The 15,398-nt window shown below is 63.2% G+C and carries 9 protein-coding genes; 2 read left to right on the top strand and 7 right to left on the bottom strand.

All coding sequences use genetic code 11. The annotated features are described in order from the left end of the window. Positions 1-77: 77 nt before the first annotated feature. On the bottom strand, positions 78-1,214 hold the full coding sequence (locus BLW08_RS04085; RefSeq protein WP_090818236.1) for a YlbL family protein: 1,137 nt from the start codon (positions 1,212-1,214) through the stop codon (positions 78-80). Between the two features lie 210 nt (positions 1,215-1,424). Here BLW08_RS04085 and BLW08_RS04080 point away from each other — a divergent pair, with 210 nt between their 5' ends. Next, complete coding sequence (locus BLW08_RS04080) at positions 1,425-2,864, top strand: zinc-dependent metalloprotease (RefSeq protein WP_091323469.1); 1,440 nt, start codon at positions 1,425-1,427, stop codon at positions 2,862-2,864. A gap of 51 nt (positions 2,865-2,915) precedes the next feature. Here BLW08_RS04080 and BLW08_RS04075 read toward each other — a convergent pair whose 3' ends face one another. From BLW08_RS04075 to nudC, 3 genes are read right to left on the bottom strand one after another with little or no spacing between them, the layout of a single operon-like run. Further along, on the bottom strand, positions 2,916-3,533 hold the full coding sequence (locus BLW08_RS04075; protein ID WP_090818231.1) for a M48 metallopeptidase family protein: 618 nt from the start codon (positions 3,531-3,533) through the stop codon (positions 2,916-2,918). Then, complete coding sequence (locus BLW08_RS04070) at positions 3,533-5,665, bottom strand: ATP-dependent DNA helicase UvrD2 (RefSeq protein ID WP_091323467.1); 2,133 nt, start codon at positions 5,663-5,665, stop codon at positions 3,533-3,535. Before BLW08_RS04070 ends, BLW08_RS04075 begins: the two co-directional genes overlap by 1 nt. Continuing rightward, the gene (gene nudC, locus BLW08_RS04065; protein WP_091323465.1) at positions 5,662-6,651 is read right to left on the bottom strand and encodes an NAD(+) diphosphatase; all 990 of its coding nucleotides are present in this window, start codon (positions 6,649-6,651) and stop codon (positions 5,662-5,664) included. Before nudC ends, BLW08_RS04070 begins: the two co-directional genes overlap by 4 nt. 172 nt (positions 6,652-6,823) lie before the next feature. On the opposite strand from nudC, the gene BLW08_RS04060 reads away from it, so the two are divergent. Beyond that, the gene (locus BLW08_RS04060) at positions 6,824-8,122 is read left to right on the top strand and encodes a macrolide 2'-phosphotransferase (RefSeq protein WP_175538569.1); all 1,299 of its coding nucleotides are present in this window, start codon (positions 6,824-6,826) and stop codon (positions 8,120-8,122) included. Here BLW08_RS04060 and BLW08_RS04055 read toward each other — a convergent pair. Genes BLW08_RS04055 through BLW08_RS04045 form a run of 3 tightly spaced genes read right to left on the bottom strand, consistent with a single transcriptional unit; the run spans position 8,085 to position 15,381 of the window. Beyond that, positions 8,085-11,633 (bottom strand): ATP-dependent helicase, encoded by a 3,549-nt coding sequence (locus BLW08_RS04055; RefSeq protein WP_091323461.1) that lies wholly within the window; start codon positions 11,631-11,633, stop codon positions 8,085-8,087. The two genes, BLW08_RS04060 and BLW08_RS04055, sit on opposite strands and share 38 nt — an antisense overlap. Then, complete coding sequence (locus tag BLW08_RS04050) at positions 11,630-14,968, bottom strand: ATP-dependent helicase (RefSeq protein WP_091323460.1); 3,339 nt, start codon at positions 14,966-14,968, stop codon at positions 11,630-11,632. The genes BLW08_RS04055 and BLW08_RS04050 overlap by 4 nt, the downstream gene beginning before the upstream one ends. Then, entirely contained in the window at positions 14,965-15,381 is a 417-nt protein-coding gene (locus BLW08_RS04045; protein WP_090818213.1) for an MGMT family protein, read from the bottom strand. The genes BLW08_RS04050 and BLW08_RS04045 overlap by 4 nt, the downstream gene beginning before the upstream one ends. Between the last annotated feature and the right edge of the window lie 17 nt (positions 15,382-15,398).

Raw genomic sequence — 15,398 nt, 5'->3', positions numbered from 1 at the left:
CAATCTCAGCCGCTGGGATATGGCGGAGGCCGTCATATATGCCACGAGTGGCGGTGAAGCTAAGTTCCACCGTCAGTCTAGTTGTTTGTGCAGGTGGGAAGGCCTGCCGTGTCGTCCCCGGTCCCGAGCCGCTCCACGGCCGAGGTGGCATCAGCCAATGTTTCCACTTTCACCACCTGCAAACCGTCCGGAACATGGCCCACCACATCCGCACAGTTGGCGGCCGGGGCGAGGAACATGGTGGCCCCCTGCTGACGGGCACCGATCATCTTCTGGGCGATGCCACCGATGGGTCCCACGACGCCGTCGGCCGTAATGGTGCCGGTACCAGCCACGTGCTTGCCGCCCGTCATGTCCCCTGGCGTGAGGTTGTCCACGATGCCCAGGGCGAACATCATTCCAGCGCTGGGGCCGCCCACATTCTCCAAGGAAATACGCACGTCGAACGGGAATGTGAAGTCACTGGCCAAAAGAACACCCAGTACATAGCGGTCGGCCGAATTCTTGGTGGGCGTAATAGTTTCCGTCACTGGGGCGCCGTTCCTGTCCACTACAACCACCGCCGGGGCTCCAGCCCCCGCGGCAAGTTCGGCCTGGATCACGCTCATGGACGTAATGGCCTTGCCGTTGATGGACTTCAGGAGATCGCCTGCCTGGATTTTTCCGGCAGAGGGTGACGGGTCTGAGAGGCCTGCGACATTCAGCCGCTGCTCAAACGGAATATCCAACTCCCGCAACGCTGCAGCGAAAGCATTCTCCTGTGACGTCTCCATGGCAATCTCGCCCTCTTGCACCGTCTGCTCTGCAGTGGTGCCCTTGGGATAGATGAGTTCTTCCGGGTAGATGGCCTTGGAACTGTCCAACCATGCTCGGAAGACATCGAAAATCGTTGCGGGGCTCTTGGGGCCTCCGGTCATCACGACGGTGGTGAGGTCCAGGTTGCCCTTGGCCGGAAAGGACTCACGGCCGGAGATGCTGATGACCGGTTTGTCTCCGTCTTTGCCCAGCGTATTGAAGGTGGGTCCCGCCGACTCGATGACATACGGGACCGGCAGGGCCGCCGCGCCTATGCCCAACCCAAGCGCCACCAGCCCTGAAATCACCATGATCATGTACCTGGTGTCGCGGGGAGGTGCCGGAGGCACTGAGGAGGGATCCGCGTCGGGCGTCCGACGCGGATCCAGTGAGCCCTCGGGGCTGGGCGAAGTAAGCATTGAGGCCTCTCTATGCCGGCGTTACGTGACCGGTTCCACGGCTCGTGCCACCGAACACGGTGGCGGCACATACCAAACATCAACACTACGCGGTCAGACGTTGCGGGTCTGCTTTGCCTACAGCGAACGACGCAGCATCCGGGCAGACAGCCCACCGGCTGCGGGGTACGGTGAAAGAGATCACCAGCCAGTTCGACGATCGGCGGCACCATGACATCCAACCCCAACAACCCGTCCAACGACGACGAAACCCCAAAGGATCCGCTGGCAGAAATGCTGCAGAACCTGATGGGCGGCCAGGGCATGGGTAACATCGATCCCGCCGAACTGGCCAAGGCTGCGGGCCTGCCCAATGACCCCCAGCTTCTCCAGCAGATGTTCGCCCAGGTCCAAGCCATGATGAGCTCCACGTCAGACGGCCCTGTTAACTGGCAGCTTGCCCACGAGAATGCACGGCGGGTTGCGGCCGCTGGCAGTGATCCCTCGGTCAATGCCCAGCAAACCAGGGATATCGATGAGGCCCTCAGGCTCGCGGAACTATGGCTCGACCCCGTCACTGATCTCTCGGCAACCGGTCTGATCGGCCGCGCTTGGTCGCGGGCTGAATGGGTTGAAGCAACCCTCGGTACCTGGAAGCGCCTGACTGAACCCGTGGCAAACAGCATCGCCAATGCCCTGTCGAATGCCCTAACCCAGCAGATGCCCGAGGAAATGAAGTCCATGATGGGCGGCGCATCCTCCATGCTGCAGAATATGGGCGGCGCCATCTTTGGCATGCAACTTGGACAGGCAATCGGCGCGCTTTCGGCAGAGGTTGTCAGCTCCACCGACATCGGCGTTCCATTGGCCGATTTGGAAATGGCGCTGCTGCCGGCCAACGTGGCCAAGTTCGGCGAAGGCCTCAGCCTCCCCGAGAACGACGTTCGACTCTTCCTCGCTGTTCGCGAAGCCGCCCACGCGCGCCTCTTCGTTCAGGTCCCTTGGTTGCGCGGACACCTGCTCGGAGCCATTGAGGCTTATGCCCGCGGCATCCACATCGACATGTCCCGCATTGAAGACCTGGCCAGGGATCTTGATCCCAGCAACCCGGAAGGCATCCAGGAAGCGTTGTCCCAGGGCGTCTTCACCCCGGAACGTACCCCCGTTCAGACAGCCGCATTGGAGAAGCTGGAGACAGCACTCGCGCTGGTGGAGGGCTGGGTGGACGAGCTGACGGCCGAAGCGACGGCCAAGGTCCTGCCATCCGCCACGGCACTGCGTGAAACCGTACGACGACGTCGTGCCACCGGCGGGCCCGCCGAACACGCGTTCTCGTCCCTCGTGGGTCTGGAACTGCGTCCCCGCAGGCTCCGGGAGGCAGCCACCTTGTGGGCGACGTTGAAGGAAGAACGCGGCATCGAGGGTCGCGACGCCATCTGGCACCACCCGGACCTTTTGCCAACCGGAGAGGACCTGGATGATCCCAAGGGCTTCTCGGAACGCCGTCGGCTTGCCGAGGCCAGCGACAGTGAGGTTGACGACGCCCTGCAGAAGTTGCTCAGTGGTGGATACGAAACCGATGATGCTCAGGGCGACGCCGCGGGCGACGAAGCGGAATCCACCGAGGAACCGGACTCGGACGGCTCAGATCCTCAAGATCCCGGCAAGTAGGCCGACAGACAGCAAAGGCCGCCGTGTCACACGGCGGCCTTTGCTGTTCTCTCAGGAGTCCAGATCTACAGCTGGATGATCGATGTCCGAGTCCGTGGGGAGGCCCCGCGACGTCGCAAAGGCAACGCCTTCCAGGAATGCCTTGGCGCGCTGCGTCTCGGGATACGCCTCGACCAATCTCCAAAAGTCTGCAGTGTGCCCCGCCACCACCAGGTGAGCCAATTCGTGCACGAGCACGTAGTCGATGACCCATTGCGGCATGGGCTGCAGCTTGTTTGAAAGCCTGATGGTGCCATCGGCAGGCGTCGCGGAACCCCACCTTGAGTTCTGGTTGCCAACCCAGCGGACCGACGTCGGAACGGCCCGTCCGCCAAGGTAGGTCCGCGACAGGTGAGCGGCGTGTGCAGCGAGGACTTCGTCTGTGGCTGGGCGCCGCTTGTTCCTGCCTGATCCTTGTTCGCCCTGGCGCTTTAGTTTCGCCAGCATGCGCCGGACCCATTCCTGTTCCTGGGATTTGGTAAAGCTGGCCGGTATGGCCACCACCGCCTTGCCATCCTCCCAGAACGCAGCCACGGTCCTGCGGCGCCTGGCGGATCGGCGCACCACGACAGGAGCGCCGTCATCTGTGACCAGCGGAACGCCAACGTCATTGGCCCGGAGGCGGGCCATCAGAGTTCTGTACTCTCAGCCAGTACTTCCAGGACTGCTTCGCCGTAGCGTTCAAGTTTGGAGGGGCCAATTCCAGCCAGCCCAGCCAGTTCTTCAAGGGATGACGGCTTGGCCTCAGCGATCGCCGTGAGCGTGGCGTCGGTGAAGACTACGTAAGCCGGGACATCCGCGGATTTCGCTTCGTCCTTTCGCCATTGCCTCAGTGCATCAAAGGTCTGTTCCTCGTAAGACGGCGGGCATTGGTTGCAGCGCCCAACCTTGCGTTCAGCACCACTTGCCAGCATGCTTCCACAGACCCTGCACGACGCCGGCGCCGCAGCTTTTCGGCGCGTGGGGCCTGTTTTGCTGCGTGCGTTTGCGGACGCGACGGAATTGGGGCGCAGTCCGTCAAGGAATCGTGAGGGCTTACGGTTGGCCCGGCCACCCGGTGTACGGGCCGTGGACCAGGAAAGATTCAAGTGCTCCCGCGCCCGGGTGATTCCGACGTAAAGCAACCGGCGTTCTTCATCTACGTCTTCGGGGCTGTCCGCGAAGGAAATCGGCATGAGTCCTTCGCTCAAGCCCACCAGGAACACGGCGTCCCATTCCAAGCCCTTGGCCGCGTGGAGCGAGGCCAGCGTGACGCCTTGAACCGTGGGGGCATGCTGTGCCACGGAGCGTTCTTGGAGCTCATTCACGAATTCCGCCAAAGTAAAGGACTCACCACGGCTGATGGCGAGCTCATCAGCCAAGGCGACGAGCGCGGCCAAGGATTCCCACCGCTCGCGGAGCGCTCCACCACTATGCGGCGCGGCATCGGTGTAGCCAAGTGATGCCACAATGTCCCGAACGATTTGCCCCAGTGCTTCCTGCGGTCCCTCCGCCACAGCCCTGGTGGCGGCCCTGAGCTGGAGGATGGCATCGCGGACTTCCTTGCGGGCGAAAAACCGCTCTCCACCACGCAGTTGGTATCCGATGCCTGCAGAAGCCAAGGCCTGTTCGTAGGCTTCGGACTGGCCGTTGGTGCGGAACAGTATGGCAATCTCACTCGCCTTGACGCCCGAATTCAACAACTCCTGAATCCGGCCTGCCACTACTGCGGCCTCGGCCTCGTCATCCGGGCACTCCATGAAGCGTGGCTCAGGCCCCGAGGGACGTTGAGCGACCAGCTTAAGTGGCGGCGCCCATGCTGCATCTGCTACAGGCCCGCCGCTGCGCCTGGAACCGAGGAGTTCATTGGCCAACTTCACCACCTGCGGAGTGGATCGGTAATCGCGGATGAGTTTAACGACAGTTGCCTCCGGGAACTGGGCCTTGAATCCCAGCAGATGCTTCGGTGAGGCGCCGGTGAATGAATAGATAGTCTGGCTGGCGTCGCCCACCACGCATAGTTCGTTCCGGCCGCCCAGCCACAAATCCAGGAGCCGCTGCTGCAGCGGCGATACGTCCTGGTATTCGTCCACCACGAAATGGCGGTACTGTTCGCGAACCGTAGCCGCCACTTTCGGGTCCTCCTGAAGGATGCCGACAGTGATGAGAAGGACATCCTCGAAGTCGATAACGTTCCGGTCGGTCTTGATGTCCTCATAGGCCTGGAAAACCCGCGACACCGCAGTGAGGTCAAAGCCTCCGGGTGCTCCGCGGTCCTGGGCGTTTTCAAGATAGTTGGCGGGCGTCAACATGGATACTTTGGCCCACTCGATCTCAGCTGCCAGATCTCTGATGGAGGCGCGGTCGGTGCTGAGGCGGAGCCTGCGGGACGCTTCTGCAATCATGTTGGCCTTGTGGTCCAACAGGTTGGGCAAAGTGCCGCCGATTGCCTGCGGCCAGAAGAACTGCAGCTGCCTCAGGGCGGCTGCGTGAAAAGTGCGGGCTTGAACGTTTGCCACACCCAGGTCGCGAAGCCTGCTGCGCATTTCCGCTGCGGCGCGCGCCGTAAAGGTGACGGCCAGCAACCGTTGCGGGCTATACACACCAGAGTGGACTCCGTATGCGATGCGGTGGGTGATGGCCCGGGTCTTCCCCGTGCCTGCACCTGCAAGTACACATAAGGGGCCCGTCAGGGTGCTGGCTACCTCGCGCTGTTCGTCATCCAAGCCGCCGAGGATACGCTCCTCCAGTGAACCACCGGCGTCGAAAATGTCTTCTGTCACGGCTGGAGGTCTTCGATGACGCCGCCGTACCAATGCTCAATCAACGAACGCGCGATGGACAGGCGCGTTGAGATGGTGATCTCGCCGCTGGACACCGCTGCCTGCAATTCATCGCGGCTGAACCAACGCGCCCGAGTCACTTCGACGCCGTCCGGCCGGGCCACGGAATCTTCAGTGGTGGCGGTGAACCCCAGCATGAGCGAGGCAGGGAACGGCCACGACTGCGAACCGAGGTATTGGCAGGCGGACACCCGGACGCCCACTTCCTCGCCGATCTCCCGAACCACAGCCTGTTCCAACGACTCGCCAGGCTCCACAAAGCCGGCAAGCGTGGAGTAATTCTTCGCATCGGTGGGGCCACCCCCACCCAGGAGAAGCCTGCCATCCGGTCCCACGACTGTGACGATGATCGCCGGATCCGTGCGGGGGTAATGCTCTGAGTTGTCTTTGGGGCAACGCCGCACCCAACCACCCGCCTCAATGTCTGTGGGGTTACCGCACTGGGGGCAATGGGTATGGGTGGCGTGCCAGTTGGAAATTGCGCTGGACTCGATGAACAATGCGGTGTCGTTCGCGTCCAGGCGTCCAGCGACTTCCCGGAAGCCGGCCCATTGAGCGTCCCCAGGTACCAAGGCTGTACCCTGCGCGGGTGGTTCCGGAACAGTAAACAGCAAAACGGGCGTCCCCTGCGGCAAGGAGGACGGGCCCAAAGTAGTCCCCAAATAGATGGCGGCGGCAGCACCGGCGTCGGATCCGTTCAAGGCATCCCACAGCCGCGTGGCATCGCCGAACCACAGTCCGTCAGCGGTCACCAGCGCCTTGCGCTGGGAGATCACCATAGCCTTGGCTGTGCCCGACGCGATGAGGTCCTCAACCATCCCGGGCTTCATACGGGCGCCTGAGCCGCGATCCACCATGGCAGGGCGCACTGGAAGAACAGTGTCCATCAGGTGGTTGGCCAGCGCCGGTGACTCCGTATAGCTCATGTATCTACCGTACTGACTCGTACCGACAAAAAACATTTGGAAGGGTCCCGCCTTGTGGACGCATTCCCTTGAACGGGCAAGGGCAGGCAGAATGGCCTTGTTTTGGGGCCGATATGAAGACTCGCCGCACTGCATCATGGCCACAGGCCGCGCTCACTCTACCGTGGAGAACGTGAGAAGAACACCGCTAGAACTGGCCGCCATAGCAACCGCGGCGGTGCCCGGCCTGGCGCCGACGGCCACAGCCTATTCCCCGGACGACGACGCCGACTTCGACTCGGCGTTGCTGCTCGACGCGGAAGGCAAGCGCTGGCGCGTCCGCTCGCCGCGGCATCCGGAAGCAAGCACACGGTTGGAGACCGAATTCATGGTGCTGCGTGCGTTCGCCCCGGCCACCCGGGCTGAACTGCCATTCCATGTGCCCACGATTGCCGGCACGGTCCGCCAAGGTGCGCTCACCACGTTTGTCTATGCCCACTTGCAGGGCTCCATGCTCTCCATCGAGGAACTCTCTGCGGGCAGCCCTGCCTTGGCACAGGAAATCGGCACAGCCTTGGCAGCCATTCATGACCTTCCGCTGACCTTGGTCACCAACGCCGATCTGCCAAGTTATTCGGCCAATGAGTTCCGCCAGCGCAAGCTCAACGAACTCGATCAGGCCGCCACTACCGGCAAGATCCCGGCTACGCTGCTGCGCCGCTGGGAACATGCCCTCGAAGACGTAGCGCTCTGGCGTTTCAACACCTCTGTTGTCCATGGGGATCTCCACGAAGACAACCTGATGGTCCAGGACGACTCCGTGACTGCCTTGACAGGATGGACGGACCTCAGAATCGGCGACCCCGCCGATGACTTTGCGTGGCTTGTGGCATCCAACGAATCCTCCTTTGTTGAGGCCGTCCTGGGGCAGTACACACAGGCACGCAGGGAGACCCCTGATGTCCACTTGCTTCGCCGGGCCGCTCTGTTGGCCGAATTTGCCTTGGCCCAGTACTTGGTCAAGGCCATGGCCGCCGGGCACCAGAGTATGACGGCAGAGGCGGAGTCCATGCTGCAGACCCTCTCCGACGACATCGACGAGCAGGCACGACGCGACGCGGCCCAGGCCGCAGAGGACGAAGCCGCGGAGAACGAGGCTGCGGCGTTGCAGGCTTCGGAGGCGCCGGCCGGACAGCAGCCAGCAGTCAGCGTCACTGCCATTCCCGACGCCGGTCCGACCGTTACAGTGGCCGCCATACCAAGCGATTCGCAGGCCAGAGATGATTCAGTTGAAACTCATCACGAGCCCTCCCCCGAGCCATCATTGAACGGAAACGAAGAGGCGGAGCCGGCAGCTAGCGATGGTACGGCAGAACGGCGCTCACAGGCAGCGGACGGCGACTTTCCCGCGGCCGCCGATCATGACGACACCTCCACCGCCTCGATCAGTGTGGTTAACGTGACGCCGCTTCATGCTGCTGATCGTTCCTGATTCCCTGGTTGTTGTCTGCCAGGGCCCTCGCCACGATCTGCTCCAGTTCTTCTGCGCTGCCCAGGTCGTGTGGACGAACCACTGAGTCATCGGCGACGTAGTAGAAGGCTGCACTGACGTCCTCGAGGGGCACATCCTTCAGGCGTGCCCAGGCGAGCCGGTAGACGGCCAATTGCACGGCCCGGGTTGCCAGTTGGCGTCCGGCCGGGCGTCGGCCGGTTTTCCAGTCGATGAGCGTCCAGCGACCATCGGCATCGCGGAACACTGCGTCGATGCGTCCGCGGACGACGACGTCGCCGATCCGGGTTTCGACGGGAACTTCGACAAAGGCGGGTGCGCGCTGTGCCCACTCGGACTGTTTGAACGCGGCCACCATCTCATCAAGTCCATAGGCCTCGTCGATATGGGAGTCGGAGCCAGGTGCTTCGTCCAGGTCCAGCATGCCCGTTGTCCCGAAGTACTCCTCAACCCAAGCATGGAAGGCTGTCCCCTTGCGCGCCGAAATGCCTGGTTCGCGGGGAACAGGCCTGCGTAGTTGGGAGAGAACGGCGGCTGGGTCAGCGCCGAGGTCTACGAAAAGCGAAGCAGAAATATGGCTGGGCAGGTGGACATCCTGCACTGACTTGCGCTGCCGCTGACGGTCCAGCAGGAGTTCCGCTTCCTGGGACCATTTGAGCGCCGCACCAGCTGTCTCAACCAGCTGCGGCGCCGGGGCGGGTTCCGCAATGTATCCCCGCACCGTTGCCGCCGCTTGGTCCATGGCAAGCCGACGGCCCGGAACAAGCCGGAGTCGGGCGCCGGTGCGGGGGTCCACAGGGCCTTCAAGGGGATCGTAGGGGAACCGGGCAACCTCAAGCGCTGCGGTGAGCGGGCTCTCTTCCGGCAGTGCTTCCTCAATTACCGACTCCGCATGAACGACCGCCATACCGGACGGACGCGGCCTCCGTATGTCGTTTTCCTCCCCCTCCCCAGCGGCGAGAGGTGCAAGTTCGGCAAGGAAGCCAGACATCGCCGCCATACCCGATCGGGAGCCATTCCATGCTGCACTGGACGCCCACAAAACGAACTTTGCGCGGGTGTAGGCGACATATGCCAGCCTGCGCTCCTCTGCTTCACCATGATGCTGAACCTCGGCTTTGAAGTCTTTCTCCGCGTCCAGCCATCCCTTTTGGTCTGGCTGATCGAGGTCCCACTGCGGGAGATCCGCACGGTCCCCCCGCAGAGGCCATGGCAACGCCGCGGCGCCGCTGCTCCAGCGTGAATCCCGGTTGCTGGGGAAGGAACCGGCGTTCAGCCCGGGAACAAAGACAACATCCCATTCCAGCCCCTTGGAGGCATGGACCGTAAGCAGCTGAATGGCTTCCCGGTTGGTTTCGACCGGAGCAACGTCCAAGCCGCCTTCTTCGGATGCCGCCGCCTCCAGCCAGGACAGAAAAGCCAACAGGTCTATCCGCTGGGACGTCTGCAGGAAGCCCGCCGCGGCGTCCTGGAACGCATCAAGGTTACGGCGTGCCTGATGAATACTGGTGCCTGGTTTGGCTGCCACCTCGATATCAAGCAGCATGGCGCGTTCAACCTCGCCAAGGAGCGTTGTGAGGTCATCACCGATGTAGCTCCTCAAGAAGCGAAGTTCCGAGGCGAGGCCGGCCAGGCGATCCAGGGCCGCAGCGCTCAGGCGCCGGCCGTGCCCCGAAGTCCAGCCAGGCTTGGGCAGAAAGTCCAGTGCCTCCACAAGGCTTGCGGCATCGGTGATGTCGCTTTCAACCACCACCGCCGCCGGTTCCTCGTTGGCATCCGTGGCATCAGGGTGTGTATCAGGTGCGGATCGACGGCGGGCAAGGAAACGGGACCAGTCGCTGAAGGCCATCAAGTCTGCCGGGCCAATCCGCCAACGTGCCCCGGCAAGAAGCCGCATCAGGGCGTCGGACCTCCCCGGATCGGCAAGCACTCGAAGTGTCGCCACCAGATCAACAATCTCCGGCGTGTCCAGCAGGCCGCCAAGTCCCACAATTTCGTAGGCGATTCCCTGAACTTCGAACTCACGCCGGAGGCACTCCATCTGAGCCCTTCTCCTGCACAGAACAGCCATGGTCGGCCTGACAGGCGTGCCGTCCTTTTCCTCCTCGAAGACGGTGCGCTGGTAGCGCCGGACATCGCGGGCTATGACGGCGGCTTCGTCCTCATCCGTCCCAAACCGCCCGATCACCACACTGCCGTCCACGGCCGCTGGGCTGGGGACCAGTGCCGGGACTGAGACGCTGGCGGCTGTACCCCTCTCCCCCGCCGGACCTTCCGATGCTGCTGCTTTATTCAACGGCGAGGCGATGGTGTTGGCGGCCTCAAGAATGTTGCGGCCATTCCGCCACGCTGTGGTCAGGTAAGAGGTGGGAGCTACGGTGTAGGACTCCGTGTCGCCTGACCCAGCTAGGTGCCTCACCGGAAACTCCTGCACAAAGTGAAAGAGCTGCCCTGCCGAAGCACCCCGGAATCCATAGATGGACTGGTTGGGGTCACCCACCGCCGTCACCGCGTGGCCCTGCCCGAACAGACGCGAGAAGAGCACCAGCTGGGCATGGGAAGTGTCTTGGAATTCGTCCAACAGCACCACCTTGTAGCGGGCCCGCTCAGTCTCCGCCGCGAGAGGAATATCGCTGGCTATCCGGGCAGCAAGGGCCACGAGGTCACCGAAGTCAAGGACGCCCCGCTGCCGCTTGGCTTCCTGGTAGCGCACCACCATATCCGCGACACTGGCGCGGGTACGGAGCATTGCTGCCAGTTCTGCGGCGGCCTGGGTGGGGTTCTTCTTGGCAGCGGCCAGATACGGAAGTGCCTCGAAGGTCTCCACCCGTTCCAGAACCCAGTCACGTACTTCGGCCGGATCCTGAAGATGCTCGGCGCATTCGCCCGCCAACTGGATGACGGCGTTGACCAGGGTGGACTTGGCTGCGGTGAAGTGTTCGTAGTCACCGTCGTAGGCCTCCACCACTTCGCTGGCCAACTGCCAGGATTGCGCGCCACCGAGCAATACGACATCACGTTCGATGCCTAGTCGCAGTCCGTAATCCGACACGATACCGCTGGCGTAGGAATGGTAGGTGGATACTTTGGGCTCGAGATCGTCTTCGCCCAGGAGTCCTTCCGGAAAACCGATACTGCCGTTATCCTCAGCTGCAATCCGTTGAAGTGTGGCCAGCTTGGTCCGGATCCGGCTGGCCAGTTCACCAGCCGCTTTCCGTGTGAAAGTCACGCCAAGCACTTCCTCGGGGCGCACCCAGCCGTTGGCCACCAGCCATACCACCCGGTCAGCCATGGTGGCCGTCTTGCCGGAACCCGCGCCGGCGATCACCAGCCGCGGTGAAAGAGACGAGGCAATGATGCCCGCTTGTTCAGCGGTGGGATGGTTCTTCTCGCCCAGGATATCCGCCAGTTCCGTGGGCGAGAACCGTGGTTGTGGAACTCCTTGAAGGTCAACGGAGCCGGAAGCAGAACCGTCCAAAAGCTCTGTTGTCATTCGGTGACCTGCTTTCCTCTGGCGCACAATGGGCAAATATCCGGAAGCCGGCAACCGTGGCCGCCGTGGCCGCTCTTGCTGGGATCGTGCCTGGCATCGAACGTCGCGCCAGCCATGAGCGCAGCTGCCTCATTCACCAGGCTCTCCGCCCAATTCTCCGCAGGGTCCAATGGTGCCTGTTGCTGCACCGAGGGACTCTTGGTTTTGGTTCCGAGCTGGGCCAGCACAGCCCCGCCCGGAACTACGTCCTGGGCGGGCTGGGCCACCGGACCGGCGTCGGGTGCTTCCTCGTTGGTTCCTGCGTCCTGGAAGGCTCCCTGAAGGACTGCCGCCTGATATGCGCCCAGTTGTGGGTGCCGGGCAACCTCGGCTTTACCAGGTTGGCGTTTGCCGGTCTTGAGGTCAACAATGACCAGCCGGCCCTCCTGGTCGAGCTCCAAACGGTCCACCTGGCCACGGAGTACCGCATGGCGCATGGTGTCGGCCTCGGTCTCCTCAGCGGGGGCCGCATCAACCTGAATGTCAGGAAGCTGGACTTCGAAGTCGCGTTCCACGGCCAGCAGGCTCCTGCCTTCGCTGCGCATGATGAGCACATATTGTGCCAATTTGCGGACCATCAGTTCAGCACGCTGGAAGTCGAGCTTGCCCTCCCAGTTGTCCTTCATGCCCAAGGTTGGCCACCGCCGGACTAGTTCCGCGACGTACTCGGCGCCCGAAGCGTCAGGGAGCTCCTGGGCGATGCTATGGACCAAGGTCCCGAGGCTGCGAGCAAAATCGGTGGCAGCCTCACCGCCCGCTGCTTGAACAAACCAATCCAACGGTGACTTGTGGACGGATTCCACTTTGGAAGGCGACACCGAGACCGTACCCCCGGGCGGGACCACGGCCTCGTGGGAGCTCAGCGGCGCCAAGCCCCACCAGGTGTCCGGATGCGCGCCAGGTACAGGCGGCTCCGCTGTGGCGAGACGGGCCAGGATCCGTGCCGCCTCCTGCGAGGAACCATTGCCGGCTGCATCATGGGACTGAGCATGCTGCCGCAATTCAGCAACCAGCGCGCGAAGCGTCATGGGCCGGTCCACCGGCGTGTAATCGCGCCGGTATTCACCTGGTCCCAGTGGTGCCGCGTAGTCCAGGAAGGCCGAGGGCTGTTCATCCTCAGAGGAAACCGCTGTGCAAATCAGGACCTCGCGGGCACGCGAAACTGCCGTTGAGAAGCTCCTCAGTTCGTCGTAGCGGATATCCCGGAGCCGGCTCAATGGCCCGCGATGGAGTGCGTAGTCCACTCCGTGCTCCACGGCATCGGCGTAGAGCGTGCTGCCGAGCAGTTCACCACGGAGGCGGGTGTTGGGCCAGACTCCCTCTTGGAGGCCAGCGACGATCACCATAGGCCATTCACGACCGGCTGCACTGGCTGGAGTCATGATTTCAACGCAGGCTTCCAGTTGCGCCCGCGCGGCAAGGGTGTCCATGGGAAGCTCCTGGTTGAGCAAGTACTCCAGGAACTGCTCCGGACCGGACCCCGGCAATTGGTCCACGAAACGTTCTGCCGTATGGAACAGGGCCATCATGGCATCCAGGTCCCGATCTGCCCGAGCTCCGAAGGTTCCACCTTCCAGAGCCGCCTCGGCCCATCGTGAGGACAGGCCAGTAGCTTGCCATAGGGCCCAGAGAACCGACTCCGCGTTGGCCCCCGGTACGCCTGCAGCTGCGGCGCCTGCCACAAACATGCGCGCCAGCCGTCGCGCCGGGCTGCCTTCGATTCCGATCGAGGCCAACGCCCCCGGTTGAAGCAGGGCCTCCACCAGCAAGGCATCGCTGGAGCGGCCGCCGCCGCCAAGAAGTTCCTCCCGGCGCAGCGACTGCCGGAGCCTGCGCAGCTCGATGGCGGTGGCACCACCAATGCGGGACGTCAGGAGCGACACTGCGGTCTCCGGCGTCAGCTTGGAGGGATCCAGGACAATCGCGAATGCCTCCAACAGCGGACGCACGGCCACTTCATCACGGACGGCAGAATCCGCCACGGGTACGCGCACGGGAATGCCCTGACCGCTGAGGTAGCGCTGCACTTGAGAAATTTGTCCGCCGTTTCGAACGATGACCGCGATGTCGCTGAACTCCCGGCCCTCACGGAGCTGCGCTTCCAAAATGCGCTGCGCAACGTATCGCAGTTCGTGCACAGCCGACGGAAGGACGTGCCCCTCCACGCCTCCGTCGCCGGACAGCCCAAGGGTGTCCTTCTCCTGCTGGGGCGGTTGCTCCAGGCGCCGGGCCAATTGCCCCCCGGAGCGCTGGGAAATCCGGGCCGCAACCCGCGTCCACGCTTCAGCAACCCTTGGCGTGTGCCGGTGCGTGACCCAGAGGGGAAGCTCAAGAACATCCTGTTCCGCGCCGCCCAGCAAGGACGGCAATTCTGCAACAAGGTCCGGGCGAGCACCACGGAAGCCCTGAACCACGGTATCCGGTGAATAGGTCACCACGACGTCCTTGCCCTCGGCGATATCCGCGAGGAGCTCGAATACTGCGGGGTTCGATTCCTGGGCGTCGTCAACCAGGATGAGCTTGAGCCGTTCGCGTTCCGCGGCCAGGAAAGCCGGAGAGTCCTGAAAAATTTGCCGTGCGGTGGTAATGATGCCCGCGGGGTCGAAGGCCTCCGGCATCCGGAGATCCAGAACGTCCCTGTACTCGCTGTAGAGTTCGGCCGCAGCCATCCAGTCCGGCCGACCACACTCATAGGCGAGGCCAACCAAGTCCTCGGCGGTGCGTCCAGACTCAATAATGCGGTCGAACAATTGGCGGATCTCGTGGCGGAAGCCGCGGGTGGGAAGGGCTGCCGCAAGATCCTCCGGCCAAGGCAACCGGGAACCGGGACGGGAGTGCCCCTCCAGCAGTTCCTTGATGATGAGGTCTTGCTCGGGACCCGAGAGGAGCTTCGGTGGCCGGGTCAGCGGCAAGATGCCTTCTGCCTTGGCGCGCCGGATTACATCAAAAGCGTAGGACGCCCAGGTGCGTGCCGGCGTCGTACTGAGGCTGCGGTCCAACCGCCCCGTGAAGGTGTCCCGCAAAGCTGCTGCCGCGTGACGACCCGGAGCGAGAATGAGAATCTCTTCAGGATCAAGGCCGTCCTGGCGTACACGGCGGACAGCAGATTCGACGAGCACCGTGGACTTGCCGGTGCCCGGGCCCCCGGGAACGAGGATGGGGCCACTTCCCTGCGCGATGGAAACCACTGCGAGTTGGTCCTGGGACAAATCAGGTGCCGCGAAGTGGGTCTCTCTAGGCGGCAGCAGGCGAAGGGCTGCGGGAGCCTGCCGGGTTTTGGTGGGAGTCGCGGTCACACAGTCATTTCATCATTGGGCACCGACAAAATATGGAGTTGACGCTCCAACTGGTCAGAGATCACATCAAGTTGGTCGAAGTCAGTGTCGGTGGGCGCCCAGCGAGCGGTTGTCAGGTCCACACGCCATCGGCCCTCGCCCGTCCGCATGAATGCCTCGTAGGCGCCGTGCAGTGGAGTGGATTCCGCCAGGTAGTGCCGCAAGGCATCTGCTTCATGGCCCGGAGGTGCCTCGCCGCTTGCGCGCAGCACCCGCCACCAGGCTACGGAACTTCCATAGTGGCTCATCACTGCGCCAACCTGCCGCGGTCCCCCGGCTCCGAGCAGCTCGGCGACATCTCCGTAGGACACTGCAGAACCAGACGGTACGAGGTCCACGACGGCCAGCACCGCCGTCACATACTCCATCCGCATGTGTTCAGCGTAACGGC

The sequence above is a fragment of the Arthrobacter sp. cf158 genome (assembly GCF_900106835.1).
GTDB lineage: Bacteria > Actinomycetota > Actinomycetes > Actinomycetales > Micrococcaceae > Arthrobacter.
This window is presented reverse-complemented; position numbering and strand designations above follow the sequence as displayed.

Coding starts and splice junctions, on each gene's coding strand:
- nudC (WP_091323465.1), bottom strand. CDS start 6,651: ATGAGCTATACGGAGTCACCGGCGCTGGCCAACCACCTGATGGACACT.
- BLW08_RS04055 (WP_091323461.1), bottom strand. CDS start 11,633: ATGACAACAGAGCTTTTGGACGGTTCTGCTTCCGGCTCCGTTGACCTT.
- BLW08_RS04080 (WP_091323469.1), top strand. CDS start 1,425: ATGACATCCAACCCCAACAACCCGTCCAACGACGACGAAACCCCAAAG.
- BLW08_RS04045 (WP_090818213.1), bottom strand. CDS start 15,381: ATGCGGATGGAGTATGTGACGGCGGTGCTGGCCGTCGTGGACCTCGTA.
- BLW08_RS04075 (WP_090818231.1), bottom strand. CDS start 3,533: ATGGCCCGCCTCCGGGCCAATGACGTTGGCGTTCCGCTGGTCACAGAT.
- BLW08_RS04085 (WP_090818236.1), bottom strand. CDS start 1,214: ATGCTTACTTCGCCCAGCCCCGAGGGCTCACTGGATCCGCGTCGGACG.